The organism is Janthinobacterium sp. J1-1 (assembly GCF_030944405.1).
Lineage (GTDB): Bacteria > Pseudomonadota > Gammaproteobacteria > Burkholderiales > Burkholderiaceae_D > Janthinobacterium.
In genome coordinates this window covers 23,812-48,959 of the sequence record NZ_CP132340.1, presented here as the reverse complement: position 1 = coordinate 48,959, position 25,148 = coordinate 23,812, and the positions used below count along the sequence as shown (strand labels likewise).

Genomic DNA, 25,148 nt, shown 5'->3' with positions numbered 1-25,148 from the left:
TGATCTCCTGCCTCATGGTTGTGGTGAAAGAATCTTCGAATTCGGTGAGTTCATTTTATAGAAGTGATCGCACACCGGAATGGCCGAATCATTACATTTGCATTACAACAGTAAGCGTCAGCTACCCAATCTTTACCGCTCTCTCCGCGTCGAGTAATGAGGTACCCTGACTTTTTCGGACACTCTAGTTTGGTAAACTTCACCAACTGGAGAACTTATGACACGCTCACAAACCTACACACCGGAGCTTCGGGAAGAAGCGGTAAAACTGGTCCTGACACAAGGCCTGACGCTGGAAGATGCTGCGTTGCGCCTGACCATTCCAAAGGGCACGCTGGCAACTGGGTGAGTGCGGCAAGGCGCGGCACGTCGCCCAAAGTGGCCCCCGGCAGCCGCTCCGTACCGGAGCTTGAGGCCGAGGTAACCAAGCTGCGCAAAGAGCTCGCGGAGGCCCGCATGGAGCGCGATATCGTAAAAAAAGCGGCAGCGTACTTCGCACGGGAGTCGCTTCCAAGTACGCGGTCATGAAGACATTGCGACTCGAATTTCCCGTCACCGTCATGTGCCGCGTCTTTGATGTGTCGTGCAGTGGTTTTTATGCCTGGGCGAACGGCAAGCCGTCGCAGCGGGCACAGGACGACGCGCGCCTGAAGGTCGCCATCGAGGCCGTGCACGCGCAGAGTCGGCAGACCTACGGCCCGCTGCGCATGCAGCCGGAATTGACGGCGCAGGGCTTTCCGGCGGGGCGTGACCGCATCGTCCGCCTGCGTCGAGAACTCGCCTTACGCTGCAAGCAGAAGCGCAAGTTCAAGGCCACCACGAACTCGAATCATGACCTGCCGGTGGCCGACAACCTGCTCAATCAGACCTTTGCACCGACCCGTCCGAACGAAGCCTGAGTGACCGACATCACTTATGTGGCCACCGGCGAGGGGTGGCTTTACCTGGACGGCATCAAGGACGTGTTCACCTGCTAGCTGGTGGGCTACGCGATGGACGAGCGCATGACGCAAACGCTGACGGCAACGGCGCTGTGGAAGGCCGTGCGCAACAAACGCCCGGCGCCGGGTCTGATTCACCACTCCGACCTTTGCAGCCAGTACTGCGCCCATGACTATCAAAAACTGGTGACGCAGTTCGGCATGAAGCCGTCCATGTCGCGCCGGGGAACTGCTATGACAACGCGCCCATGGAAAGCTTCTGGGGCAGCTTGAAAAACGAACTGATCCACCATCAACGTTACGCCACCCGGGCCGACGCGAAAGCCGCAATACAGGAATATATCGAAAGCTTTTACAACCGCCAGCGACGCCATTCGCGCGTTGGCAATGTTCCACCCGCGTTGTTCGCTGAAAAATTCAGCAAACAGCCATGGGCGGCTTGAAACAAGAGTGTCCGCTATTGACGGTACACCTCATAAAGCCGAGGGAAAGGCAACAGCGCGTTGATTTGGCTGTTGTGGCACATCGGGAGGCGTTCAAGGACATTCGCCAGCCAGCATACGGATAAAGCCAATTGAGTTGGCAGTAGCTGTAATGACCTGCATTTGAAACGGCCCCGACCAGCATTCCAGCCTGTTCTCGGCCAGGAATAACTGCAACTGACAGTCCCTTCAAACCAGCATTAGCTGCAAGTGAACCTGCATTTATCCGCGCCGACCTGCATTCCATCCCCGCAAACCAACATTATCTGCATCTGACACGACGCTGCGAACGGTGGCGGCATCGGGAAAGCTGGTCTGTATTCGGGGCCGATTGTGTAGCGCGCCAACCCACGCGTATAGCCTTTGGCTACATCGTGTCGGTACTGCGAGGTTTTCCTTGCAGCGAAGCTATCAGCGGACAGGAAACGTTCCCTTGCCGATGGCAGGCGCATACCAGGTCAGACAGGACGGTTTCCATGCGCACTAAATCAGCAATCTTCTCGCGCACGTCCTGAAGCTTGTGCTCAGCCAAGCTGCTGGCTTCCTCGCAGTGAGTCCCGTCATCCAGCCGCAGAAGCTCTGCAATCTCGCCCAGGCTGAAACCAAGCCGCTGGGCCGATTTCACGAACTGAACCCGCGTCACATCTGCCGCACCATAGCGGCGAATGCTGCCATACGGCTTGTCTGGCTCAGGCAGCAATCCCTTGCGCTGATAGAACCGGATCGTCTCCACATTGACCCCAGCCGCCTTGGCGAAAACGCCGATGGTCACGTTGTCCAACATATTTTCCATTTCGCTTGACTCCGTACATAACTACGGAAGTAAGGTTACTCTATCCAGTATGAATTCGAAAGGAAAAGCACATGTCTGAACCGCAAAACGGGCGCGGCGCGCTCTTTGCCGGCGGCTTGGCAGCCATCCTTGCCTCGACGTGCTGCCTGGGGCCGCTGGTTTTAGTCGCCTTGGGCTTCAGCGGGGCGTGGATCGGAAACTTGACTGCGCTCGAACCGTTTCGGCCGATCTTCATCGCCGCAGCGCTCGTGGCAATGTTCTTTGCGTGGCGTCGTATATACCGGCAGGCGCCTGCCTGCAAGCCCGGTGAAGTCTGCGCAATTCCGCAGGTGCGGACCACATACAAGCTCATTTTCTGGTTTGTAGCCGTGCTTGTTTTGGTTGCGCTCGGTTTCCCCTACGTCATGCCATTTTTTTATTAATTACAGGAGTACATCATGAAGAAATTTTTTGCCTCACTCATCCTCGCTGCAATTGTCGCCCCAGTATTGGCCGCCACCCAAACCGTCATCCTGGGGGTACCGGGCATGACCTGCTCTACTTGCCCGATCACCGTCAAAAAGGCGATATCCAAAGTCGAAGGCGTCAGTAAAGTGGACGTGACCTTCGAAAAACGCGAAGCGGTCGTCACCTTTGACGACGCCAAGACCAGCGTGCAAAAGCTGACAAAAGCGACCGAAGACGTCGGCTACCCGTCCAGCGTCAAATAGTAATTCGTTGAATCAGAATCTATGACCACGCTCAAAATCACCGGAATGACCTGCGACTCGTGCGCAGTACACGTCAAGGAAGCCCTGGAAAAAGTGTCTGGCGTACAGTCGGCGGATGTCTCCTATGCCAAGGGCAGCGCCAAGCTAAACGTCGAGGCAGGCACGTCGCCCGCCGCGTTGACCGCTGCCGTGGCCAGGCTCGGTTATCGCGCGGCGCTTATCGACGCCTCGACCACGCAGGGGGAAAGCGGTGACGGCGACAAGGCCAGCTCCCACATCGGTGGGCTGCATATCGCCGTCATTGGCAGCGGCGCGGCCGCGATGGCGGCGGCGCTGAAAGGGGTCGAGCAAGGCGCACACGTCACCCTGATTGAGCGCGGCACCATTGGCGGCACCTGCGTCAATGTCGGCTGCGTACCATCCAAAATTATGATTCGCGCCGCCCACATCGCCCATCTTCGCCGCGAAAGCCCGTTCGATGGCGGCATGCCGCCTGCATCGCCGACGATCTTGCGTGATCGACTGCTGGCCCAGCAACAAGCTCGCGTCGATGAACTACGGCACGCCAAATACGAAGGCATCCTGAACGACAATCCCGCCATCACCGTCCTGCAAGGCGAAGCTCGCTTTAATGACGGCCGCACTCTGAACGTGCAACTTAATGCCGGCGGTGAGCGTGTGGTGACGTTCGACCGCTGCCTGATCGCCACCGGCGCAAGCCCAGCCGTTCCGCCAATCCCGGGCTTGAAGGACACCCCCTACTGGACGTCCACCGAAGCCCTGGCCAGCGACAAGATTCCCGAGCGGCTGGCGGTGATCGGTTCATCGGTGGTGGCACTGGAACTAGCGCAAGCCTTCGCTCGGCTGGGCAGCAAGGTGACCATTCTGGCGCGCAGCACGCTGTTCTTTCGTGAGGACCCGGCCATCGGCGAGGCGGTGACGGCCGCGTTCCGAGCTGAAGGTATCGAGGTGTACGAACATACGCAGGCCAGCCTGGTCGTCCATACGGACGGCAAATTCGTGCTCACCACGGCGCACGGCGAACTGCGTGCGGACCAGCTGCTGATTGCTACCGGGCGCACGCCTAACACGCGCGGCCTAGCGCTCGACGCAGCAGGTATCACGGTCACTCCGCAGGGCGCCATCGTCATTGACTCAGGCATGCGTACCAGTGCGCCATATATCTATGCGGCCGGCGATTGCACTGACCAGCCGCAGTTTGTGTATGTGGCTGCAGCGGCGGGGACCCGTGCGGCGATCAATATGACAGGCGGTGACGCGGCGTTGGATTTGACCGCGATGCCGGCCGTGGTGTTCACCGACCCGCAAGTGGCCACCGTAGGTTATAGCGAAGCGGAAGCGCACCACGACGGCATTGAGACCGACAGCCGCACGCTGACGCTGGACAACGTGCCGAGGGCACTTGCTAACTTCGACACACGCGGCTTTATCAAGCTAGTGGCCGATGCCGGCAGTGGGCGGTTGATTGGCGTGCAGGCGGTCACTCCGGAAGCAGGCGAGCTGATCCAGACGGCAGCGCTGGCGATCCACCACCAGATGACTGTACAGGAACTGGCAAACCAGCTATTCCCGTACTTGACGATGGTCGAGGGTCTGAAGCTCGCTGCACAGACCTTCAACAAAGATGTTAAACAGCTTTCTTGCTGCGCTGGCTGAGAAAAGGGTCCACATTCCTTAAAATTCCGCAGGAACGCCTTATCTTGCTTGTGAGTGAGTCGTATGTGCGGTGCAGTGTCTCAGCGCCCTGGCCGGCCATCATTCTGGCACCAGATGGGCGAACAGAATCTTGGCGTCGGCTGCGGCTTCTGCGGGGGCGGTCACGGTCAACTCCATGGCGGTGCCCGAACGGCGCAGATCAAAATGCAGGAAGCTGCAGCACGCTTGTTCCTGACGCACCATTTTCTCAACATCGTCGGCTGCATCGAGTCGGTACGACAAGTGCACGCTGAGGCCAGCGAACCGATGGCTGAGCAGGGAGCGTGCCTTCAACTCGTTCAACCAGAGTGCGCGCTCCTTGAAATCGTTGGTCGACAGTGTGCAGGCGATCGGGGCTGGGATGCTCGGGGCGACGATGGCTTCTTCCACCACCTTCTGCGGCGCCGTGCAGCCTGCCTGGCACGCCGATGTCGCGCCTGATTTGACGCCCTGGCACTGCGAACGCCGACGCCGGCGCATCAGCATCACGCTCACGATGGCGGCTGCAGCGAGCGCTGCCGCCAGTAGGCCATATGGCCCCATGAGCGCCAGTCCCGCAACACCCAGCCAGGCCAGCACAGGTGCCATAAGCGGAAGGCAGCATGCCATGCAGGCGATCAACAAAGCCCCAGCGACCCCGGTGGCGCCACTCCAGAATTTGACGCGCTTTCTTGACAGTTCCATCTGATCCCTCTCCAAGTGATTTTCTGATAAAGTCCACTCTAATACCTAAAGTAACTTTAGGTACAAGGACTTTAAGGAATCTCATGGCTGCACTGAAACTGACGATTGGCGCTTTGTCGACAAAGACGCACTGCACAGTACCGACGATCCGTTATTACGAGCAAATCGGCCTGTTGCCGCGTCCGGAGCGCGCTTCCAATGGCCATCGCTACTATCGCGACGATGACCTCAAGCGGCTGACCTTCATCAAGCGCTGCCGCGACTTTGGATTTCCGATAGAACAGGTGCGCGATCTCGCCGGGCTGTTTGAGGATGGCGACCGCGCATGCGTGGAAGTGCGCGACCTGGCTCAAGTGCACCTGGACCAGGTACGCGCCAAACTGGAAGAGATGCGCCAACTGGAGGCAAGCCTGGAAGCATTCGTCTGCAACTGTAATGCTGCTTGCAACGGCGGGCTGACCAGGGATTGCATAATTATCGAGGACATGGCGTCGCCTGACGTCGGCGCATCAAGCTGTGCCGCGACAGCGTCCTACGGCACGAAATCCCTGCGAGTGGCCGCAGCCGCGCCGTTTGTCGCCACTGAATTGAAACGGAAATGAGCTTGGACGGAATGCTTATCCGCACCTTAGGCCTGTTCGCCGCAACCGCAGTGGCCGAACTGCTGGGCTGCTATCTGGGGCGAATAGGGAAAACGGAAAAAATCGGGCGCTAGGCAAATCAGACCGGTTTGAGCCGCGTGCGCAACAGACTGCCGGCCGCGTTCTCCTCGAAGCGGCTTGCCTCCTCGATGTAGCCTTGCACCGTCCCATCATGGCGCCAGCCGCCTTGCTTCTTGATGTCGCGGAAGTCGGCGCCGGCGCGGTGCGCGCTGGTGGCCATGCCGCGCCGCAGGCTGTGACTCGACAGGTCTAGCACATAGTCGAGTTTGACCAGTGTCGCGCAATCCTCCAGGATCGTATTCACGCTGCCCACGCCTAGCGCGGCGCTGGCCACCGTCCCCCACTTGCTGATAGACCGAAACACCGGTCCGGCCACGATGTCGGCGGCGTCGAGCCAGGCGCGCAACGCCGTCGCCGGGCAGCAAGGGCCGTCGCTGTACGGGATCGCCTTGATGATCCCTTCGCCCAGTTGGTCAGTCTTCGAGCGCGGCAGCATGATCTCGATGCCCTCGGGTGTCCAGCCAACATGTCCGACCTCGATGGCGACTAGCTCGCTGCGCCGCAATCCGCCGAAAAAACCGATCTGCAAAAGCGCGTTGTCGCGCGTCGCCTTCAACGTGCGGGCGCTGACCAGCTGCGCCACGATGCGTTCCAGGTCCTCGATCGGCAGCGCCTTGGCCCTCTTCTTCGGGCGGCCGTGCGTGCGCGCGATCCCCGTCAGTGTCTTGCGCACGGTCGGCGTCGACGCCGGATCGGGGAAGCCCTGGTGGACGTGCCACTGCGACAGTGCCGTCAGGCGCAACGCCAAGGTGCGGGGATTGAGGGTCGGCGCGTAGGTGAGCAGGTAGCGGATGATCGCCGCCTCGTCGGCCGGCAACACGCCGCCCCACGCTAGGTGGTGGTTCACGGCGGACCGGTAGGCCCGGCGCGTGTTGTCGGCCGTGGCGGCGGCCAGGACGGCGCGGTGCTGGGCCGCGAGCGCGGCGTCCACAGCTGTAACGGCAGAATGCAGCGCCGACGTTGGGTGCGCATCGTGGATTTCGGCGCCGTTGTCGGCGGGTTCGGGGGTGGCCATGGCTGTGTCGCTCGCGGTCGGGCTTGTAACGGGGGTTACGGCAAGATAGCACGCTGCGGCCGGGCATGGCTGGCGATAAGCTCGATTATCGGCACTAAATGTGCATCCTTCATTGATCAGCTTTAACTGTAATTTAAGATACTATTACGTATTACATAGCACGTTATCTTATTTAAGGATCGATCATGGCCAGAGCCGGTGTCCTGTACTCTCATGTCGCGAAGGCGGCCGCCCAGCTGGCAGCCGCGGGCAAGAACCCCACCGTCGACACCGTGCGTGAGGCCATAGGCGGCACCGGCAGCAAAAGCACCATCGCGCCCATGCTCAAGCAATGGAAGGCGCAACATGGGGGCGAGGTCGCAGCTGCCGGCGCCGGCCTGCCGGCCGATCTGCTGGAGGCCGTCCAGGGGGTGTACGAGCGCGTGCAGGAGGGTGCGAAAGCCCAGGTCGAGCAACTGCGCGCCGAGCATCAGCAGGCGGCGCAAGAGGCCGCGCGCGTGTTAGAGGCGCTGTACGCCGAAGGGCGGAAACTTGGCGCCGAGCGCGAAGCGCTTGCGGACGAACTGGCAAACGTGAAGGCAATGCTCGCGCGCGAGCAGGTGGCACGGCAAAAAGACGCCGTGGCAATCGTCGCCCTCGAATCCGAAAAAGACGGGCAGGCCCAACGCTTGGCCGATCGCGCGGCGGAGATCAGATCGCTGGCGGACCAGCTGGCTCAGGCCCGGCGGCAGTTCGAGCACTTCCAGGATGCGAGCGCGACCCAGCGCCAGGAAGACAAGAGCGCGTATGAGGCGCGCATTGCCCGTACCGAGCAGGAGGCGGGCACGCTGCGCACCTACCTCCAGGACAGCCGCGAGGCGCTGGCCGTGCTGCGCAGCGAGAAGGTCCATCTTGAGCATACCTTGGCCGAACAGCTAGATGCAGCCAGAGAGCAGGCCCGGAAGCTGTACGAAGGGACGGAGGCAGTGAATGCCGCGCGCGAAATGGCAAGTAGCAGGCAGTTCGAGATGGAAATGGCCGAGGAGCGCCTGGACCACTCCCAGCAAGCAAATGCGCGGCTGGAGGCGCGCCTGGCTGAGCTGGAGGGCGAGAATGTGCTGTTGAAAGCGAAGGCGATGGTATCTGTACCCAAGGCCCGCGGGCGTAAAACGTAAGGCTACTTACCGATAAAAACAGCAATCTGGATGCAGCGAAATAGCATCAACTATTCCACTCAACAACGCCCTCTCGCATCTGTAGCGCGTCGATGCCTTGGTCGCGGAGCAGCCTGACTGCATCGGACGACATCAAGCAGAACGGACCGCGACAATATGCGATCACGGGCCTGTCCTTTGGCAATTCGGCCAGACGGTTCTTCAACTCGGCCAGTGGCATCGAACGTGCAAACGGCACGTGGCCAACCGCGTATTCCTCTCCCGGACGTACGTCGATCACGATCACTTCCCCGGATTTCGCCTTGTTCAGCAGTTCTTCGCGACTATTGCCGACCCACTCATGGGTGGCAGCAGAGAGCTGGCGCAGAGCGTCCTGCAATTCGAACAGCCGGTCCTCGGCCAGAACCCGGAGTGTCACCCATAGCTGGCCCACCTCTGCGCTGGCCAGCCGGTAAATGATGTACTTCCCCTGGCGTTCAGCCTCGACAAGGCGCGCGGACTTCAATTCTTTCAAGTGCGCGCTGACCAGCTTCGCACTAATGCCCGCTTCCAGCGCCAAGGCCTCAACGGTCTTGGGGGACTGCCCCAGCAATTCAATCAGCTCCAGCCGCTTCGGGCTGGCCGATGCCTTGGCGATACGTGCTACTTGCTCGTACAGGGCGTCCTTGATGGTTCTATTCGTTGTCATAGGAGGAGTGTCAGCATTTCGTAGTCTCAGGTCAAGGCCACCGGCAATTTAGTCTTGCAGGAAAAACAAAGATCCATTATATTCCAATGATCGTTAGATTGTTGGTTCTTTTACTTTAAGAGGCAAATTCCCATGCAGGCACTGTTCATTCTGAACGCCGCGCCATACGGCAGCGAGCTGACCCACAACGGCTTACGGCTGGCCGCAGCACTGGCCAAGCGTGAACACAATACGGTGCGCATCTATCTGATGGGCGACGCGGTTGGCACCGCAAAAAGCGGTCAGAAGGTGACGGAAGGGCAGCCCAATCTGCAAACAATACTGGGGCGGATTAGCGCCACCAACCAAGACAACATCGGCGTATGCGGTGGCTGCATGGATTCACGCGCGCTACAGGACAGTGACCTGATCGAAGGGACATATCGCGGCACGCTTGAGCAACTGGCGGACTGGTCCGAATGGGCGGACAAGGTTTTCGTATTTTAGGAGGCTGCAATGTTTTTCAAGCAAAGAACAAATGACGATGCATCGATCTCGTACTTCTTCGGTTGCGGCGGGCAAGGCAAGGGAATCGCACTCGACGTGCTGGCCGGCGACGAAGCCTGGTATATGGACCAGGCACGCATGCTGGGTGTTGAGATTTCCTATGTGTTTGATTCACATATCCATGCCGACCACCTGTCCGGCGGCCGAACGCTTGCCGAACTTAGCGGCGCGGCTTACTCGCTACACGAAAGCAATATCGGCAAGGCCGCCTTCCCGTTCACCCCGGTGACCGACAAGCAGACCATAGATGCCGGCAATACTCGCATTCAGGTCATACATACGCCGGGTCACACAGAAGATAGCATTTGCCTGCTGGTCTCGGACCGCCGGCGCGCAGAAGCGCCATGGTTCATTCTGACTGGTGACACATTGTTCGTCGGTTCGGTCGGCCGACCGGACCTCGCGGGACGCGAACAAGAAATGGCGGCCCAGCTGTGGGACAGCCTGCAAGGCCGGCTGCTGAACTTGCCGGATGAGCTGGAAGTTTTTCCAGGGCACCAAGCTGGAAGCGCATGCGGCGCGGATATCTCTGGAAAGCCGTCGTCGACGATCGGTTTCGAAAAGCGCTGGAATTCTTTGCTATCCCTGGAGAAGGCGGCATTTATAACGGCCCTCACGACCACGATCCTACCGCGCCCCGCTGAGATGGAAAGGCTTGTCGCCGCCAATCTCGGCCAAGTTGAGGTTGCATGAGCAAGGAACGGGCTATGCCACCGGCGGCACATTCCCCGGCCACCCCCACTGGCCTACAACTTGGACTGCGCGCGAACTGGCGCCAATTTAGCTTGCTTGTTGTCGTCAATGCATTTGTTGGCGCCATGGTCGGGATGGAGCGCAGCATCTTGCCCGCCATTGCCGAACAGGAATTCAAGCTGGTCGCCCACACGGCGATTCTGGCTTTCATTGTTGTCTTCGGTGTTGCCAAGGCCATCACTAATTATTTTGCCGGCCGCTTTTCCGACGCCTACGGACGCAAGGTAGTGCTAGTGATTGGCTGGCTGATCGCCACGCCGGTCCCCTTTTTGCTGATGTGGGCGCCGTCATGGAACTGGATTTTGCTGGCCAACGTTTTTCTGGGCGTGAGCCAAGGGCTGACCTGGTCGACCACGGTAATCATGAAGATCGATCTTGCCGGTCCCAAAAATCGGGGCACGGCGATGGGCATCAATGAATTCGCGGGCTATTTCGCCGTCGGCGCAGCGGCGCTGGCGACCGGCTGGATTGCAACCAATTATGGCTTGCGACCGCAGCCGTTCTACCTTGGCGTGGCGTTTGCAGTGATCGGCTTGCTGCTATCGGTTTTGGTTGTGCGCGAGACGCGCGGCCACGCGCAAATGGAAGCCGCAATGACCGCCACGCGCGGCGCGGCCATCGTGCCGCCGCAGCGCGCGATTTTCTGGCAGACCAGCGTACGTGACCCCAACTTGTCGTCGATTAGTCAGGCCGGACTTGTGAATAATCTCAACGATGGCATGGCATGGGGGTTGTTCCCCTTTGTGTTCGCCGGCGCCGGCATGACCCTCACCCAAATCGGCACGCTTGCCGCGATCTACCCGACCGTATGGGGAGTATGCCAACTCTTCACCGGCGCGCTGTCGGATCGTATTGGTCGTAAGGGATTGATCGTGGCGGGGATGTGGGTTCAGGCAGCCGGCATTGCCATAATCGCCTTCCGGTCCTCGTTCGGATGGTATGCGACAGGCGCGATTCTCCTGGGAATCGGGACTGCCATGGTCTATCCGACGCTACTGGCGGCCATCGGCGACGTAGTCAACCCGGCCTGGCGCGCTTCGACCGTCGGCGTCTACCGTTTCTGGCGCGATCTAGGCTATGCCATCGGGGCCTTGCTGGCGGGCGTTGTGGCCGACCTGTACGGCGTGGTCAGCGCGGTATGGTTAGTCGCAGCAATCACGTTCCTCTCGGGTATGGTCGTTATAGTCCGTATGCGATATTAACGCTTCAGTCGCAGAAAAAAGCCGAACAACGAGCAATAAATGACTTGGCAAGCGGGACACTGAATCGAATGCCACGCCTCTAATTACCTTCTGGAACCCAACGTGCCGGTTTGCTGCTACCGCGCCAAACTCAGGAGAATCTGATTATCAACGGCTGGAGCAATTTCTGGACGAACGATTTGATGACGGGCGTCTCCTTCACAACAGTAATTTCCTCCATGCGAGCGAAGCCGAAATCAGGATCAAACCCGGCCCATTGACATCAAAATTTCATCAAGTTGTCACGCCTGAGTAACAAACCCTAGCTACGATGGCCTCATATTTGATTTGCGAATCAATATTCCATATTGATTACCTTATTGATCGGAGAGGCCATGATCCAACTTCACAAAGTATCGGTACAGTACGGCAGCTTCACAGCCTTGCATTCGACAACACTGGCGTTCGTACCTGGGCAATTCACGGTATTGCTTGGCGCTTCTGGTGCCGGCAAATCCACCCTGTTGCGCAGCCTGAACTTGCTCGCACGTCCCAGCGCAGGCCACATTACGGTTGATGGCGTGGGAGAGTTGGACCATGCCGGGCGTGTCCATGAACATCGCAAGCGCACAGGCATGATCTTTCAGCAGCACCAATTGATCGCACGCCAGAGCGTGCTGGCCAACGTACTGCTGGGCCGCATCGGTTACCACCCGGCCTGGCGCACAATGTTTCCGTTGCCGTACGGGGAACGCCGTATTGCGCTCGAATGTCTAGAGCGCGTCGGTCTATTGCACAAGGCGCTCGAACGCGTCGATTGCCTAAGCGGCGGCCAGCAGCAGCGCGTCGGAATCGCCCGGGCGCTCGCGCAACAACCCCGTCTGATGTTGGCGGACGAACCGGTAGCGAGCCTCGACCCGGCTTCGTCGCGTCAGGTGCTGGCCCAACTCAAACGTTTTTGCCACGAGGATGGAATCACCATCGTCGTCAGTCTGCACCAGGTAGATCTGGCCTGCGAATACGCTGACCGCATCATCGGCCTGTCGCATGGACATGTCGTCTTCGATTCCACACCGGATGCCTTGACGCCAGTCCAGGCTGCCGCGCTGTACGAGCAAAAGACAGCGCCGTCCGAAGCACCGGACCATCAAGCTAAGCCCATTGAACCCAAAGCCACTTTCGTACAACTTGCCACTGCAAAGGAACCAGCATGAAAAAACTGTTCGCCGTCATAGGCATCGCCGCCTTGACCCTGTTTGGCAATGTCGCCCTCGCTGCCGATCCGGATCCTGACACCCTTAAGGTCGCACTGCTGCCCGACGAGAATGCCTCCGAACTCATCAAGCGCAACAAGCCGCTCAAGGAGTACCTCGAAAAAGCGCTCGGCAAGAAGATCGAGCTGGTCGTGACCACAGACTATTCGTCGATGATTGAAGCGATGCGATTCGGTCGCCTGGACATGGCGTATTTCGGTCCGCTGTCCTACGTTCTAGCCAAGAGCAAGAGCGACATTGAGCCGTTCGCAGCAATGGTCAAAGGTGGCAAAGCGACGTATCGTTCAGTTTTGATCGCCAATGTCAATTCCGGCGTCAATTCGTACAAGGACATCAAGGGCAAGAAAGTGGCCTTCGGTGATCGCGTTTCCACGTCGAGCCATCTGATCCCGAAGACAGTGCTGGCCGACGCGGGTGCGAGGGTTGACCGCGACTATTCCGCCCACTTCGTCGGCACCCATGACGCGGTCGCCATAAACGTCGCCAACGGCAACGCCGATGTCGGGGGCCTGTCGGAAGACATCTGGGGCTACATGAATGACCGGAAGCTGATCGACGCGTCCAAGGTCAAGGTGCTGGGTTACAGCAAGGGCTACCCGCAATTTCCGTGGACCATGCGCTCCAATCTCAAGCCCGAGCTCAAGCAAAAGATCCGGCAAGCTTTCGTCGACCTGAAGGATCCGGAAGTGCTGAAGAATTTCAAGGCTGAAGGCTTCACTTCCGTGACCGACAAGGATTACGACGTCATTCGCGACATGGGTAAAATCTTGAAGCTAGACTTTTCAAAGATGTGATCGATTGCGCGACAGGGAATCATGATGACGACATCGAATGTGATGAATGGTGCCACCGGTGCCGAATACGACAAGATGCTTGAAGCTGACCGGCGCCAATGGTGGCGGGGCGCCTTGCAGTTGACCGCTGTCCTTGCCATTGCTCTGATTGCCGCAAGCTACGTAGGGCTGCTTGACTATCGCAAGCTGGCTGACGGCTTGCCGGCGATTGCGACGCTCATGGGTGAAACAATGCCGCCGAACTTCACTGAATGGCGAAACTGGATCAAGCCATTGGTGGACACACTGGCCATGAGCATTGCCGGGACTGCGCTAGCCGTCGCGTTTTCGCTGCCCTTGGCGATCCTGGCCGCACGCAATACCAGCCCTCACCCATTGGTGTACCAAGCGGCCCGCATCGTACTCAATGCATTGCGTTCGGTGCCGGAACTGATCATGGGCATTCTATTCGTTGCCGCCGTCGGTTTCGGCGCCTTGCCTGGGGTGCTGGCACTCGGCTTGCACTCGATCGGCATGGTCGGCAAGTTCTTCGCCGAAGCGATTGAACATGCCGACGAAGGGCCGATTGAAGCCGCGCGCGCGGCCGGCGGTAGCCGACTGCAAGTCATTCTGCACGGCGTGCTTCCACAGGTGTTGCCGCAGATGGCTGATACCGCGATCTACCGGTGGGAGTATAACTTCCGTGCTTCGACCGTGATGGGTATGGTGGGCGCTGGCGGAATTGGCTTCGAGCTGATGGGCTCGCTGCGCATCATGCTATACCAGGAAGTGTCGGCAATCCTGCTGGTGATTCTCGCGATGGTGACATTGGTTGATGCACTCAGCTCGCGCTTGCGTCACAAATTCAAATAAGGAAGGACCTGCAACAATCATGAAACCACAAGTAGTCGTCACCCACTGGGTACATCCGGAAATCCTCGAATTACTGGAAAGCGTTGCGGAAGTCATTCCCAACAATACGCGCGACACCTTGTCGCGCGAGGAAGTGCTGAGCCGAGCAAAAAACGCCGCCGCCATCATGGTGTTCATGCCAGATAGCATCGATGAGGATTTTTTGAATGCTTGCCCGAAGCTAAGGATGGTTGGGGCAGCCCTGAAGGGTTACGACAACTTCGATGTGGAAGCCTGCACGAGGCGCGGCATCTGGTTTTCCATCGTGCCGGATCTGTTGACGATTCCAACGGCTGAATTGACCATCGGATTGCTGCTGGGTCTAACGCGCCACATGCTTGAAGGCGATCGCCGCATTCGCACTGGGCAATTTCAAGGCTGGCGCCCGGAATTGTACGGCGCAGGATTGACTGGCCAAACGCTTGGCATTATTGGAATGGGCGCGGTCGGAACAGCAATCGCCAAGCGCTTGGCTGGTTTTGATATGCGACTGGTGTATTGCGACAGCGTTGCGCTCGATTCTGCACGGGAGCAAGCCTGGGGATTGGAGCGAGTCAGTCTGGATGCGCTTCTGCAGGAAAGCGATTTCGTGGTTCCCATGCTGCCGATGACGCCGGAGACCTTTCATTTGATCAATGACGATTCGATCGCCAGGATGAAACGCGGCGCTTACCTGATCAATGCATGCCGCGGCTCCGTGGTCGATGAACAAGCCGTGAGTACCGCATTAAAAGCCGGCCATTTATCAGGCTACGCCGCCGATGTATATGAAATGGAAGAATGGCGCCGCGCCGACCGGCCAGCAGGCATCCCGCAATCGCTGCTCGTTAATCAAGCGCAGACTTTATTTACACCCCATTTAGGCTCGGCGGTAAAGGAAGTACGCCTGGAGATCGAGCGACAAGCGGCGCTGAATATTGTTCAGGCACTCTCCGGGCAGAGACCTGTTGGCGCCATCAACAATCCGGTTGAGCCTACTTTGGTGACTGCAGGATGCTAGACCTGGGATGTGTCGCGACGTTTCTTGCGGTTGCATCGTGTAGTGGATTTCGGGAAGCCGCTAAGAAAACCGGGCTTTCCCAACCGGCTGTAACGCAACATATCAAGCGCTTGGAACAGTCGCTGAACGCCAGCCTGATTGAGCGAAAGAATGACGGTTGCATTCTGACCTTACAAGGAAGGGAGTTTCTGCCTTTTGCAGAACATTTGATTCAACTTAGCGAGCGTGCCCAGGCCTTGTTCCGCAAGAACGCCATTGTGATCGGCGCAAGTTCCAATGCCGGGATCTATCTGCTTCAACCGCATTTAAAGATGTATCAGGAATCAAGCTCTCGCGAGATGAAAATCGTAATCGGCAAGAACCCTGACATCGCCGACAAGCTGGAGCGTCTTGAAATAGACGTGGCGGTCATGGAGTGGTGGGACAACCGCCCTGGCTATGTCGCGCAATTTTGGCGCCATGAGGAGCTGGTATTAATCGTGCCGAACGATCACCGCTGGGCCGACAGGCAGAGTATTCCACGCGAATGGTTGATCGGCGAACGACTGTTGGGCGGGGAATCAGGCACCGGTACCAACAGAGTTCTGCAACAGTATTTTGGCAACAATGCTCAGTCCATTGGCGTGTCGATTCAATTAGGTAGCACCGAAGCGGTTAAGCGTGCCGTACAAGCAGGGCTAGGCATTTCTCTGGTCATGGCGTCGGCTGTGGAACTGGAAAGTCGCGAGGGCAGATTGAAAGCAATCGCGCTCGAAAATGATCCGCCGAAGAAAGAAATTTTCATTATTCGAAGGCAGACCGAGCCACATCACGTCCCGCCCGCTGCGGAATTCGCCAGTTTTCTGCTTAAACAGGAATGCCAAATCTGACAGCAAGCTCCAGTCAAAACGACACCGTCAGTTTGACCCACTTCCAGGAGGGCGAAAGCGACGGCGCACAAGGGCCAAAAAATAATCTGCCATTCCACTGAATTGAATGCCACGCCGCTCACTACTTTCTGAAACCGAACGCGCCAGTTTACTGATTCTGCCTCGAAGTCAGGATGACCTGATTCAGCAATACAGTTTTACGGACGCCGACTTGGCGTTGATCCGGCAACGCCGTGGTGCTGCCAACCGCCTCGGCTTCGCGGTGCAGATGTGTTTGCTGCGCTACCCTGGCTATGCGCTGGCAAGCGACACCGCGCTGCCCGACCCGGTGCTCCACTGGATCGCCAAGCAGGTGCGCAGCGACGCCGAGGCCTGGCCTGAATACGCAGAGCGGGAAAAGACGCGCAATGAACACCTGCACGAGCTGCGCGCCTACCTGGGCCTGTCGGTGTTCGGGCTGCCGGACTACCGCAAGCTAGTGCACAGCCTGGCCGACCTCGCGGTGCAGACGGACAAGGCAATGGTGCTCGGCGCTCACTCCCTTGAAACGCTGCGCCAAAAGCGGATTATCCGTAAGCGGCCAACCATCCCATCTATGAATTCCTGATTGGCCTCGCCAAACTATCCTCTCGATCACTACGGGAGGTAAAGATGTCAAACGAGGACCGGCAGAAGGTGTGGGAGGAGCGGGTGGCGCAGTGGCGGGCCAGCGGACTGTCGCAGAGGGCATACGCCATCGAGCATGGCTTTCCGATTCGCCAAGTTGGCTATTGGGTACGGCGGTTGGCCAAGGTGTCGTCCGTGCCCAGCTTGTTGCCGGTGCGGGTGGCGCCGGCGGCACCTTTGGTGGCTACGATCAGCCTGCGCAACGAGCGCGGCTGGACGTTGAGCTTGCCGAGCGAGGTGCCGGCCAGCTGGCTGGCCGAACTGATGCGCGCGCTGTGATGGAACTATCGGCCGATGCAATCTGGCTGGCGACAGCGGCGGTGGACATGCGCACCGGCATCGACGGCTTGTCATTGCATGTGCAGCAGGCGCTGGGGCGCCCGCCGTGCGACGGCACGGCCTACGTGTTCGCCAACCGCCGTCGCAGCCGCCTCAAGCTGGTGTGCTGGGACGGCACCGGCGTGTGGATGTGCGTGCGCCGGCTGCATCGTGGCCAGTTCACCTGGCCGCAGGCCGACGAAGCGAGCTGGCAGATCAGCGCCGAGCAGTGGCAATGGCTGGTGGCCGGAGTGGACTGGCAGCGTCTGTCGGCGCCCGCGCCGACCCAGTGGCGCCTGTGACGACGTCAACTGTTTTACTTGTAAACGTCACGCCCGCCCGGTAAACTACCGTGCATGGACCTGCTCAACGAACTTGCCCGCACCGACATCGATCCGGCTCTGCTGGCGCAGGTGCAGGCGCTGTTCGCGCAGCAGCAGGCCAAGCTGGCCGAGAAGGACTTCAAGATCACCGCGCTGACGCACGAGCTGGCCTACTACCGGCGCATACGCTTCGGCAAGGCCAGTGAAGCACTCGCCGGCGAGCAACGCCTGCTGTTCGAGGAAACGGTCGACATGGACCTGGCCGCGATCGAAGAGGAACTCGAAGGCCAGGCGCCGGCCAAGCCGCGTCGCAAGCGCGCCGGCCGCCAGCCGCTGCCGCCAGAATTGCCGCGCATCGAGCACCGCCATGAACCCGAGTCGTGCCAATGCGGCCAGTGCGGCGCCGACCTGGTCAAGATCGGCGAGGACGTCAGCGAGCAGCTGGACGTGGAGCCGGCGCGCTTCTTCGTGCACCGCCATATCCGTCCGCAATACGCGTGCCGTCCTTGCCAGTCGGTGACGGCCGCGACTATCCCGCCGGCCGTCATTGATGGCGGCATGGCCGCCGTCGGCCTGCTGGCGTGGATCGCGGCCTGCAAATATCTGGACCACCTGCCGCTGTACCGGATCGAGCAGATCGCCGCCCGCCAGGGCGTGCCGCTGGCCCGCTCGACGCTGGCCGAGTGGATCGGCCGCATCGGCGTGGCGCTGCAACCGCTGGCCGACCGGCTGGCCGAACTGCTGCGGCAACATGATTGCCTGCACGCCGACGAAACCCCGGTGCGCCAACTCGACCCGGGCAGCGGCAAGGCCCGCCACGCCTACCTGTGGGCCTACCGCTCCGGCGCGCATGACGACGGCCCGCCCATCGTCGTGTTCGACTACCAGACCAGCCGCGCCGGCGCCCATGCGCGTGCCTTCCTGCAGGGCTGGCGCGGCCACCTGATGGTGGATGACTATGTGGGCTACAAGGCTCTGTTTACGGACGGCCCCACCGAACTGGCTTGTCTGGCCCATATCCGGCGCAAATTCTTCGACGTGCACGCCGCCAGCGGCAGCCCCGTCGCCGAGGAGGCCCTACGCCGCATCGCGGCGCTGTACGCGATCGAGCAGCAAGGCGCCGGACTCGATCCGCCGCTGCGGCTGGCGTTGCGCCAGAAACTGGCCATGCCGGCGCTGGCCGAGCTGCACGCCTGGCTGCTGGCGACCCAACGGACCGTCGCCGTCGGCAGCGGCACGGCCAAGGCCGTCGACCACGCGCTCAAGCGCTGGCCGGCGCTGGAACGCTATGCGGCCTCGGGCACACTGCCGATCGACAACAATCCGGTCGAGAACGCCATTCGTCCTATCGCCATCGGCAAGAAGAACTGGCTGTTCACCGGCTCGGAACGGGCCGGCCGCCGTGCCGCAGCGATCCAGAGCCTGTTCGCCACCGCCAAGCTCAACGGGCTTGATCCGGCGCGCTGGCTGGCCACCGTATTGGAACGTCTCCCGACGTGCCCCAACAGCCAGATCGACTCGCTGTTGCCATTCCCGGACTTTACCCAACGCTGAACACGCTGTACAGGTGGGGCGGCTGGCAGCTTACGATTATCCTACCTGCGTTGACCGTCATCGAGCGGGCCTGTGCCGAGGCCGTGACGCGGGCCAACCGGCGTATCTATCGCGCGTTGCTCGACCCCCTGGAGCGGCACCACAAGCGCTCCCTGGACAACCTGCTCAACGTCGCGCCCGACATGAGCATTACTTGGCTGGTATGGTTGCGCCAGTCGCCGCTCAAGCCGAATTCCCGCTACATGCGCGAACATATCGAACGGCTCAAGGTATTTCAGTCGCTGGCACTACCTGAGGGGCTTGGCCGCGAGATCCACCAGAATCGGCTACTGAAAATGGCGCGCGAGGGTGCGCAGATGACGCCGCGTGACCTGGCGAAATTCGAGGATGAGCGCCGCTATGCGACATTGGCTGCACTGGCTATCGAGGGCATGGCCACCGTGACGGACGAACTGGTCGACCTCCACGACCGAATTATGATCAGGCTGTTCAGCGCGGCCAAGAACAAGCATCAGCAGGACTTCCAGAAGCAGGGCAAGGCCATCAACGACAAGGTTCGCCTGTACAGTCGAATCGGCCGCGCGCTTGTCGAGGCAAAGGAATCCGGGATGGACCCGTATGCCGCGATCGAGGCCGTGCTGCCGTGGACCGACTTCACCCAAAGCGTGACCGAGGCCGCGGAGCTGGCCCAGCCCGAGACCTTTGACCACCTGCATTTGGTGGGAGAGCAGTACAGCACCCTGAGGCGTTATACGCCCGAGTTTCTGGACGTGATCAGGCTGAAAGCCGCGCCGGCCGCGCAAGCGGTGCTCGATGCGATCGACGTCCTGCGCGAGATGAACATGACCGGGGCGAGCAAGGTACCGGACGACGCGCCAATCGCGTTCGTGAAGGCACGCTGGAAACCGCTTGTCATCACCGACGACGGGCTTGACCGTCGCTTCTACGAGATTTGCGTCTTGTCGGAACTGAAGAATTCGCTTCGATCAGGCGACATCTGGGTGCAGGGCTCGCGCCAGTTCCGCGACTTTGAGGAATACCTGCTGCCTACGGAAAGATTCGGAGCCATGAAATCGGCTCGCGAGTTGCCGATCGCCGTCAACCAGGACTGCGACCAGTACTTACAAGACCGCTTGCTGCTGCTCGAACAGCAGTTGGCCACCGTCAACCGGCTTGCACTGACGAACGAACTGCCCGATGCGATTATTACTGAGACTGGACTGAGGATCAGCCCGCAGGATGCCGTGGTGCCGGACGAGGCCCAAGCGTTGATCGACTTCGCCAGCGGCATGCTTCCCCGGATCAAGATCACCGAACTGCTGATGGACGTGGACGATTGGACCGGATTCACGCGCCACTTCGTTCACCTCAAGAGCGGGGAGCAGGCCAACGACAGGACGTTCCTCATGTCCGCGATTCTGGCCGACGCCATCAACCTCGGCCTGACCAAAATGGCGGAATCGAGTCCTGGCGCCACTTATGCGAAACTCTCCTGGTTGCAGGCTTGGCACATCCGGGACGAAACTTATTCGGCCGGCCTGGCTGAACTGGTCAACGCCCAGTTCAAGCACGCCTTCGCCGTGCACTGGGGGGATGGCACAACGTCGTCGTCGGACGGCCAACGCTTCCGCGCGGGCGGCCGGGCCGAGAGCACGGGCCACATCAACCCCAAGTACGGCGCCGAACCCGGCAAGCTGTTCTACACCCACATTTCCGACCAGTACGCGCCGTTCAGCACCAGGGTTGTCAACGTCGGCGTGCGCGACTCGACCTATGTGCTCGACGGTCTGCTGTACCATGAATCAGACCTGCGCATTGAGGAGCACTATACGGATACCGCCGGTTTCACCGACCATGTGTTCGCACTGATGCACCTCCTGGGCTTCCGCTTCGCGCCGCGAATCCGCGATCTAGGTGACACCAAGCTGTACGTGCCGGGCAAGGTGGGCGATCACCCGGCCTTGCGCTCAATGATTGGCGGTAGTCTAAACATCAAGCATCTACGCGCACACTGGGACGACGTGCTCCGCCTGGCCGCCTCGATCAAGCACGGCACAGTCACCGCATCGCTCATGCTGCGCAAGCTGGGCAGCTACCCTCGCCAGAACGGCCTGGCGATCGCGCTACGCGAGCTGGGGCGGATCGAGCGCACGCTGTTCATCTTGGACTGGCTCCAGAACGTCGAGCTACGCCGGCGCGTGCATGCAGGCCTGAACAAGGGAGAGGCGCGCAACGCACTGGCCAGGGCGGTCTTCATTCATCGGTTGGGTGAGATCCGCGACCGGACATTCGAGCAGCAGCGGTACCGCGCCAGCGGCCTGAATCTCGTGACCGCCGCAATCGTGCTGTGGAATACGGTGTACCTGGAGCGGGCAACCGAAGCGCTGCGCGAGTCCGGCAAACTGGCCGATGACGGCATGCTGCAATTCCTCTCGCCGTTAGGCTGGGAGCACATCAATCTGACAGGAGATTACGTCTGGCGCCAGAGCAGGAAGGTCGACGAGGGAAAATATCGGCCGCTGCGGGACTTCAAGAATCGGTAACAGGGCTTAGCGCCCGATTTTTTCCGTTTTCCCTATTCGCCCCGAGTAGCATGGAGCGATGTAGTTGCTTGATCCAGCGAAAAAGCGCCGACGGCGCATAGGCGGTCGCCGCGCCGCTCGCCGGATCGACGCGGACCACGCTGGCGCCGGCGACCGTGCTGTAGTAAACGATCAATGTTCCGGAAGGCGTGCGCTGGATCTGTTCGACGCCTGGGTATTGGCGTACGACGCGACTGGCCATCTCGGCCACGCTGACGCCGCTCGGCACGGTGGTGCCAAGCCGGTCCAGCGCCGGATAGAGCGACAACAGTGCGCCGGTCAACCCCAGCAATATAGCCAGAACACCGCAGAACAGGCCAAGCATGGAGTGTAGCCGACGCAACATGCAGTGCCTTACATGTCGTAACTGAAGGCTTTGATATAGCCGCGCCCCTGGACAGGTTTGCCAGCACCTGCCTTGGTCAGCGGCGCGCGCACATCGGCAGAATGATCGCGGCCGTCTTCCACCGCGCTGTCAACGCGGATTTCATAGCCCGCATCAATCAGCGCATCGGCCAGTTCAACCGTGACCTTCAGCGATTTACCGTTACCGACGCTCGCGCCGCTAATGCCATCGTATGTACGCGCGTCAAGCCCGCTGCCCCGCGCCCAGGCACTCAAGTGCTTATAATATTTCGACTTCTTACCGGCAACCCATAAGGTTTTTTTGTAAATGCCTGCGGCGTCTGTGATATAGAATGCCAAATAGGCACCGCTGCCGTTGTAATTTTGCAGTTGGGTGGTTAGCACGACTGGACGCGCCTGTGCCATTGAGGGGAGCGCCAATGTGCCAGCCAGCCAGGCCCCGGTAAGAATTTTTTTCATTGCTTATTTCCTTGAGTATGCGGGCTGGGCTCCCTGATTTGTTCAGCGGATGGTCGCGCCGGGGACAGGTAGTCGGAGGCATCGCCGTGTTCGCCGAATTCGATCTCAAGGCTGCGGATGCGCAACGTCGCTGGTCCATACTTCGCCTTCACTTTATTGCCTAGCCGATCGGTACCTCGCACCTCATAACAACCGTCGTCAACCTTGATGCGTTGAACAGTCCAACCGCGCAACTCGACCTGATGGCGCAACACTTCACGTGGTTTCCAATCTGCGATGGGATCGGTGCAATCGTTATCCGCCAGCGCCGTGCAACTGGCGCCAAGGGCAGCAAGCGCAGCGAGCATGTGAAACATTGTCATCGCTGGCTCCTTGGTTGAGATCGGCCTTATATCATCAGGACAGGCTTTGATGTAAGTGAACTAGGTCGATTGTAGAACCGCGATTCGCAAAAAAATTTGATACATATCAAATTTCCCCAAGTGCTTTGTTGCTATATGAGCGGCAAATAAGTGGCGAGGCCGTACGCCTACCTGCGCAAGCGCTATTCGTCCCGCTTTGCTAACACAGGAAAGCTGACGGTAACGCCAAGCCCACTATGATCTATTCCTGTGCCGAGTCGTATCTCGGCCCCGTGCATGTCGATGATCCTGCGCACAATGGACAGGCCCAGCCCGCTGCCCGGCACTTTCGCCCCGGCGAGGCGGAAGAACCGTTCGAAGACCCGGCCTTGCATCTGTGGAGCTATGCCTGGCCCCGAGTCCGCCACCCGCAGGTAACTGCGTCCTTCCGATTGACCGCAACTGACCACAATGCGGCCAGGCACGGGGGTGTAGCGTACAGCGTTGTCCACCAGGTTGCGCAACAACATACGCAGGCTTTCACGTTCGATCCGGCATGGGGCATGCGCAATGTCCACACGCAAGTGATGGCCGACCGCCAGGCTCTGCCAATATGATTGCTCCTCGGTCAACAACGTTGCCAGGTCGGCTTCCTCCAACGCCACTCCATGGCAGCCTTGCGGATCGAGCTGTGCCAGCGTCAGCAATTGATCGACCAGCCGGCCGGCGCGGTCGACGCTGGCGTTCAGGCCAGCGATGAACTCTTCTCGTTCTTCAACGCTGCGCGCCCGCTGCATGACCTGCAGGTTGGTCTTGATGGCGGCCAGCGGCGTACGTAGTTCGTGTGCGGCGTCCCCTGTGAAGCGCTGTTCGTATTCCATGCTTTGCCTGACTCGGCCAAAGAGTCGATTAATCGCCAGCAGCAGTGGAAACACCTCGCTCGGCGCCCCCCGCAACGGGACGTCCGCCAGGTCATTGGGGGTGCGCGCGCCGACTTCGTTGGCTGACACCTGCAACACCCGAAACACCCGGTCGATGCACCACCAGATCGCCAACCCGGCCAGCATCGCCAGCACAACGCCAAATCCAGTGACCTTGTAGAAGAATCTGCTGCTGATCTCCTCGCGATGGCTGCTCGGCTCGGCGACCTGGATTTGTAGCGTGCGGTCGGCGTTCCAGCTGGAATAAAGGCGGCTGCGATGCTCTTCGATTTGCACCCAGGAAAACCCATCCGGGGCGCGCTGCGAAAACGCTCTGGAGGGCGCGCCGCCGTTTTTGTACAGCAGGCGTTGCTGTGCATCGCGGATCTGAAACAGCAGGTAACGATGATAGTCCGGGCGCTCCGTTATCCTGAGGTTGGTCGCCAGCGCGGTGCCATGCTCCGTCGCCTCGTTTTCGGCCAGAGACAACAGCAGGTGAGCCGTTTCTGCCAGCGACTGGTCGAATAGTTCCTGGCTCTCCCGCTGCGCCTCGATGTAGACAATGAACGCGCTGCCGCCCCACAATGCCAGTGTCAACGCCAGCAGCACACCGAGCAGCAATCGCCGTAACGACCAGCGCGGTACGGTTTCAGTACTCATATGTCCACCCCATGTGTCGGCTTGTCGATGCAGTAGCCAACCGCGTGGACCGTGCGTATCAGCCCGCGACCCAGCTTCTTGCGCAGGTGGTGGATATGGACCTGTACCGCATTGCTTTCCACCTCCTCGCCCCAGCTATAGAGGTTATGCTCCAGCTGTTCACGGCTCAGTACCCTGCCGCAGTTCTCCAGCATCATCTGCAGGATGCGGAATTCCCGGCTGGTCAACGCGACATTCTTTCCCGCTTGGGTCGCCTGGCGTGCGGCGATGTCGAGCACCAGATCGCCGTGGACCAGCTCTTCACGCAGCCGACCGGCGGCCCGCCGCGACGCGCTGCGGATCCGGGCTGCCAGCTCATCCAGGTCAAACGGCTTGACGACGAAATCATCCGCGCCGCCATCCAGGCCGGCAATGCGCTCGGGAATCTTGTCGCGGGCGGTCACGATCAGGATGGCACCGCCATAACCGGCGTTGCGCAAGGCGCTCAACGCTTGCATGCCGTCCTGTCCCGGCAAACCCAGGTCCAGCAGGATGCAGCCATAGTCATGCAGCCGCACTGCCGTGTGCGCATGTTCGGCCGACTGGACCCAGTCGACGGCGTAGCCTGCCTGTTCCAACCCGATCTGGGTGGCACGCCCCAGTTGAGGGTCATCTTCAGTGAGCAATATGCGCATGGGTCGGATTCGTCGTTTATCTGCGCCTCATGGTAGGCGGCAGTTGTTAAGAACTTCTTAATATCTGATCAC

At 59.9% G+C, this 25,148-nt stretch carries 25 protein-coding genes and 3 pseudogenes; 19 read left to right on the top strand and 9 right to left on the bottom strand.

The genetic code is table 11. The annotated features are described in order from the left end of the window. Positions 1 to 217 precede the first annotated feature (217 nt). Positions 218 to 1,384: pseudogene (locus Q8L25_RS30835) on the top strand (IS3 family transposase). 406 nt (positions 1,385 to 1,790) lie between these two features. On the opposite strand, the gene merR reads toward Q8L25_RS30835, so the two are convergent. Further along, entirely contained in the window at positions 1,791 to 2,216 is a 426-nt protein-coding gene (gene merR / locus Q8L25_RS30830; protein ID WP_131687621.1) for an Hg(II)-responsive transcriptional regulator, read from the bottom strand. 71 nt (positions 2,217 to 2,287) lie between these two features. On the opposite strand from merR, the gene merT reads away from it, so the two are divergent. Genes merT through merA form a run of 3 tightly spaced genes read left to right on the top strand, consistent with a single transcriptional unit; the run spans position 2,288 to position 4,603 of the window. After that, positions 2,288 to 2,638 (top strand): mercuric ion transporter MerT, encoded by a 351-nt coding sequence (merT, locus tag Q8L25_RS30825; protein ID WP_308925928.1) that lies wholly within the window; start codon positions 2,288 to 2,290, stop codon positions 2,636 to 2,638. A 15-nt stretch (positions 2,639 to 2,653) separates the two neighbouring features. Further along, positions 2,654 to 2,926, top strand: coding sequence for a mercury resistance system periplasmic binding protein MerP (gene merP / locus Q8L25_RS30820; protein ID WP_308925927.1), 273 nt, complete (start codon positions 2,654 to 2,656; stop codon positions 2,924 to 2,926). A 21-nt stretch (positions 2,927 to 2,947) separates the two neighbouring features. Beyond that, positions 2,948 to 4,603, top strand: coding sequence for a mercury(II) reductase (gene merA, locus Q8L25_RS30815; protein WP_308925926.1), 1,656 nt, complete (start codon positions 2,948 to 2,950; stop codon positions 4,601 to 4,603). 99 nt (positions 4,604 to 4,702) lie between these two features. On the opposite strand, the gene Q8L25_RS30810 is transcribed toward merA, so the two are convergent. Then, positions 4,703 to 5,326 carry a hypothetical protein gene (locus Q8L25_RS30810; protein ID WP_308925925.1) on the bottom strand — a complete coding sequence of 208 codons (624 nt, stop codon included), beginning with the start codon at positions 5,324 to 5,326 and terminating at the stop codon, positions 4,703 to 4,705. Between the two features lie 83 nt (positions 5,327 to 5,409). On the opposite strand from Q8L25_RS30810, the gene Q8L25_RS30805 reads away from it, so the two are divergent. Continuing rightward, positions 5,410 to 5,928: a helix-turn-helix domain-containing protein gene (locus Q8L25_RS30805; protein ID WP_308925924.1), complete on the top strand. Its 519-nt coding sequence runs from the start codon at positions 5,410 to 5,412 to the stop codon at positions 5,926 to 5,928. 118 nt (positions 5,929 to 6,046) lie between these two features. Here Q8L25_RS30805 and Q8L25_RS30800 read toward each other — a convergent pair whose 3' ends face one another. Continuing rightward, the gene (locus Q8L25_RS30800; protein WP_308925923.1) at positions 6,047 to 7,063 is read right to left on the bottom strand and encodes a tyrosine-type recombinase/integrase; all 1,017 of its coding nucleotides are present in this window, start codon (positions 7,061 to 7,063) and stop codon (positions 6,047 to 6,049) included. Between the two features lie 185 nt (positions 7,064 to 7,248). Between Q8L25_RS30800 and Q8L25_RS30795 the strand changes: the two genes are divergently transcribed. Beyond that, entirely contained in the window at positions 7,249 to 8,217 is a 969-nt protein-coding gene (locus tag Q8L25_RS30795) for a DNA-binding protein (RefSeq protein WP_262838825.1), read from the top strand. A 46-nt stretch (positions 8,218 to 8,263) separates the two neighbouring features. Here the strand turns inward: Q8L25_RS30795 and Q8L25_RS30790 are convergent, their stop codons facing one another. Then, a complete protein-coding gene (locus Q8L25_RS30790) occupies positions 8,264 to 8,905 on the bottom strand; it encodes a metalloregulator ArsR/SmtB family transcription factor (protein WP_262838826.1) in 642 nt (213 codons plus the stop codon). A gap of 132 nt (positions 8,906 to 9,037) precedes the next feature. Between Q8L25_RS30790 and Q8L25_RS30785 the strand changes: the two genes are divergently transcribed. From Q8L25_RS30785 to Q8L25_RS30725, 13 genes and pseudogenes are all read left to right on the top strand, one after another. Then, entirely contained in the window at positions 9,038 to 9,391 is a 354-nt protein-coding gene (locus Q8L25_RS30785) for a DsrE/DsrF/TusD sulfur relay family protein (RefSeq protein ID WP_262838827.1), read from the top strand. Positions 9,392 to 9,400: 9 nt separating this feature from the next. Continuing rightward, positions 9,401 to 10,144: an MBL fold metallo-hydrolase gene (locus Q8L25_RS30780; RefSeq protein WP_262838828.1), complete on the top strand. Its 744-nt coding sequence runs from the start codon at positions 9,401 to 9,403 to the stop codon at positions 10,142 to 10,144. Continuing rightward, entirely contained in the window at positions 10,141 to 11,406 is a 1,266-nt protein-coding gene (locus tag Q8L25_RS30775; protein ID WP_262838829.1) for an MFS transporter, read from the top strand. The genes Q8L25_RS30780 and Q8L25_RS30775 overlap by 4 nt, the downstream gene beginning before the upstream one ends. 374 nt (positions 11,407 to 11,780) lie before the next feature. Next, positions 11,781 to 12,599, top strand: coding sequence for a phosphonate ABC transporter ATP-binding protein (gene phnC, locus Q8L25_RS30770; protein WP_186886026.1), 819 nt, complete (start codon positions 11,781 to 11,783; stop codon positions 12,597 to 12,599). After that, on the top strand, positions 12,596 to 13,453 hold the full coding sequence (phnD, locus tag Q8L25_RS30765) for a phosphate/phosphite/phosphonate ABC transporter substrate-binding protein (protein WP_186886027.1): 858 nt from the start codon (positions 12,596 to 12,598) through the stop codon (positions 13,451 to 13,453). The genes phnC and phnD overlap by 4 nt, the downstream gene beginning before the upstream one ends. A gap of 42 nt (positions 13,454 to 13,495) precedes the next feature. After that, positions 13,496 to 14,305 carry a phosphonate ABC transporter, permease protein PhnE gene (gene phnE / locus Q8L25_RS30760; protein WP_222610905.1) on the top strand — a complete coding sequence of 270 codons (810 nt, stop codon included), beginning with the start codon at positions 13,496 to 13,498 and terminating at the stop codon, positions 14,303 to 14,305. Between the two features lie 19 nt (positions 14,306 to 14,324). Further along, positions 14,325 to 15,344, top strand: a complete 1,020-nt coding sequence (locus Q8L25_RS30755) for a phosphonate dehydrogenase (protein WP_262838832.1) — start codon at positions 14,325 to 14,327, stop codon at positions 15,342 to 15,344. After that, positions 15,338 to 16,213, top strand: a complete 876-nt coding sequence (locus Q8L25_RS30750; protein ID WP_186886029.1) for a LysR family transcriptional regulator — start codon at positions 15,338 to 15,340, stop codon at positions 16,211 to 16,213. The genes Q8L25_RS30755 and Q8L25_RS30750 overlap by 7 nt, the downstream gene beginning before the upstream one ends. 106 nt (positions 16,214 to 16,319) lie before the next feature. Beyond that, positions 16,320 to 16,784: pseudogene (locus Q8L25_RS30745) on the top strand (DUF4158 domain-containing protein); the annotation flags it as partial. Positions 16,785 to 16,864: 80 nt separating this feature from the next. Beyond that, positions 16,865 to 17,158 carry a hypothetical protein gene (locus Q8L25_RS30740; RefSeq protein WP_308925881.1) on the top strand — a complete coding sequence of 98 codons (294 nt, stop codon included), beginning with the start codon at positions 16,865 to 16,867 and terminating at the stop codon, positions 17,156 to 17,158. Beyond that, entirely contained in the window at positions 17,158 to 17,499 is a 342-nt protein-coding gene (gene tnpB / locus Q8L25_RS30735) for an IS66 family insertion sequence element accessory protein TnpB (protein ID WP_308925882.1), read from the top strand. The genes Q8L25_RS30740 and tnpB overlap by 1 nt, the downstream gene beginning before the upstream one ends. Before the next feature lie 54 nt (positions 17,500 to 17,553). Then, on the top strand, positions 17,554 to 19,074 hold the full coding sequence (locus Q8L25_RS30730) for an IS66 family transposase (RefSeq protein WP_308925883.1): 1,521 nt from the start codon (positions 17,554 to 17,556) through the stop codon (positions 19,072 to 19,074). 35 nt (positions 19,075 to 19,109) lie between these two features. After that, positions 19,110 to 21,617, top strand: a pseudogene (locus Q8L25_RS30725) (Tn3 family transposase); the annotation flags it as partial. On the opposite strand, the gene Q8L25_RS30720 reads toward Q8L25_RS30725, so the two are convergent. From Q8L25_RS30720 to Q8L25_RS30700, 5 genes are all read right to left on the bottom strand, one after another. Beyond that, a complete protein-coding gene (locus Q8L25_RS30720) occupies positions 21,604 to 22,002 on the bottom strand; it encodes a PepSY-associated TM helix domain-containing protein (RefSeq protein ID WP_308925922.1) in 399 nt (132 codons plus the stop codon). The pseudogene Q8L25_RS30725 and the gene Q8L25_RS30720 sit on opposite strands and share 14 nt — an antisense overlap. A gap of 8 nt (positions 22,003 to 22,010) precedes the next feature. Then, positions 22,011 to 22,481, bottom strand: coding sequence for a DUF2271 domain-containing protein (locus Q8L25_RS30715; protein ID WP_262838835.1), 471 nt, complete (start codon positions 22,479 to 22,481; stop codon positions 22,011 to 22,013). Beyond that, positions 22,478 to 22,843 (bottom strand): PepSY domain-containing protein, encoded by a 366-nt coding sequence (locus Q8L25_RS30710; RefSeq protein WP_262838836.1) that lies wholly within the window; start codon positions 22,841 to 22,843, stop codon positions 22,478 to 22,480. Before Q8L25_RS30710 ends, Q8L25_RS30715 begins: the two co-directional genes overlap by 4 nt. Before the next feature lie 182 nt (positions 22,844 to 23,025). Next, a complete protein-coding gene (locus tag Q8L25_RS30705; protein WP_262838837.1) occupies positions 23,026 to 24,402 on the bottom strand; it encodes an ATP-binding protein in 1,377 nt (458 codons plus the stop codon). Continuing rightward, positions 24,399 to 25,076: a response regulator transcription factor gene (locus tag Q8L25_RS30700; RefSeq protein ID WP_262838838.1), complete on the bottom strand. Its 678-nt coding sequence runs from the start codon at positions 25,074 to 25,076 to the stop codon at positions 24,399 to 24,401. Before Q8L25_RS30700 ends, Q8L25_RS30705 begins: the two co-directional genes overlap by 4 nt. Between the last annotated feature and the right edge of the window lie 72 nt (positions 25,077 to 25,148).

Bases quoted from the DNA above. Each gene is read 5' to 3' on its own strand.
- Q8L25_RS30790 (WP_262838826.1), bottom strand. From the start codon at position 8,905: ATGACAACGAATAGAACCATCAAGGACGCCCTGTACGAGCAAGTAGCA.
- Q8L25_RS30700 (WP_262838838.1), bottom strand. From the start codon at position 25,076: ATGCGCATATTGCTCACTGAAGATGACCCTCAACTGGGGCGTGCCACC.
- Q8L25_RS30755 (WP_262838832.1), top strand. From the start codon at position 14,325: ATGAAACCACAAGTAGTCGTCACCCACTGGGTACATCCGGAAATCCTC.
- Q8L25_RS30720 (WP_308925922.1), bottom strand. From the start codon at position 22,002: ATGTTGCGTCGGCTACACTCCATGCTTGGCCTGTTCTGCGGTGTTCTG.
- Q8L25_RS30810 (WP_308925925.1), bottom strand. From the start codon at position 5,326: ATGGAACTGTCAAGAAAGCGCGTCAAATTCTGGAGTGGCGCCACCGGG.
- merP (WP_308925927.1), top strand. From the start codon at position 2,654: ATGAAGAAATTTTTTGCCTCACTCATCCTCGCTGCAATTGTCGCCCCA.
- Q8L25_RS30795 (WP_262838825.1), top strand. From the start codon at position 7,249: ATGGCCAGAGCCGGTGTCCTGTACTCTCATGTCGCGAAGGCGGCCGCC.
- merA (WP_308925926.1), top strand. From the start codon at position 2,948: ATGACCACGCTCAAAATCACCGGAATGACCTGCGACTCGTGCGCAGTA.
- Q8L25_RS30780 (WP_262838828.1), top strand. From the start codon at position 9,401: ATGTTTTTCAAGCAAAGAACAAATGACGATGCATCGATCTCGTACTTC.
- tnpB (WP_308925882.1), top strand. From the start codon at position 17,158: ATGGAACTATCGGCCGATGCAATCTGGCTGGCGACAGCGGCGGTGGAC.
- Q8L25_RS30710 (WP_262838836.1), bottom strand. From the start codon at position 22,843: ATGACAATGTTTCACATGCTCGCTGCGCTTGCTGCCCTTGGCGCCAGT.
- Q8L25_RS30730 (WP_308925883.1), top strand. From the start codon at position 17,554: ATGGACCTGCTCAACGAACTTGCCCGCACCGACATCGATCCGGCTCTG.
- merR (WP_131687621.1), bottom strand. From the start codon at position 2,216: ATGGAAAATATGTTGGACAACGTGACCATCGGCGTTTTCGCCAAGGCG.
- Q8L25_RS30805 (WP_308925924.1), top strand. From the start codon at position 5,410: ATGGCTGCACTGAAACTGACGATTGGCGCTTTGTCGACAAAGACGCAC.
- Q8L25_RS30785 (WP_262838827.1), top strand. From the start codon at position 9,038: ATGCAGGCACTGTTCATTCTGAACGCCGCGCCATACGGCAGCGAGCTG.
- Q8L25_RS30740 (WP_308925881.1), top strand. From the start codon at position 16,865: ATGTCAAACGAGGACCGGCAGAAGGTGTGGGAGGAGCGGGTGGCGCAG.
- phnD (WP_186886027.1), top strand. From the start codon at position 12,596: ATGAAAAAACTGTTCGCCGTCATAGGCATCGCCGCCTTGACCCTGTTT.
- phnC (WP_186886026.1), top strand. From the start codon at position 11,781: ATGATCCAACTTCACAAAGTATCGGTACAGTACGGCAGCTTCACAGCC.
- Q8L25_RS30750 (WP_186886029.1), top strand. From the start codon at position 15,338: ATGCTAGACCTGGGATGTGTCGCGACGTTTCTTGCGGTTGCATCGTGT.
- Q8L25_RS30705 (WP_262838837.1), bottom strand. From the start codon at position 24,402: ATGAGTACTGAAACCGTACCGCGCTGGTCGTTACGGCGATTGCTGCTC.
- Q8L25_RS30715 (WP_262838835.1), bottom strand. From the start codon at position 22,481: ATGAAAAAAATTCTTACCGGGGCCTGGCTGGCTGGCACATTGGCGCTC.
- Q8L25_RS30800 (WP_308925923.1), bottom strand. From the start codon at position 7,063: ATGGCCACCCCCGAACCCGCCGACAACGGCGCCGAAATCCACGATGCG.
- phnE (WP_222610905.1), top strand. From the start codon at position 13,496: ATGAATGGTGCCACCGGTGCCGAATACGACAAGATGCTTGAAGCTGAC.
- Q8L25_RS30775 (WP_262838829.1), top strand. From the start codon at position 10,141: ATGAGCAAGGAACGGGCTATGCCACCGGCGGCACATTCCCCGGCCACC.
- merT (WP_308925928.1), top strand. From the start codon at position 2,288: ATGTCTGAACCGCAAAACGGGCGCGGCGCGCTCTTTGCCGGCGGCTTG.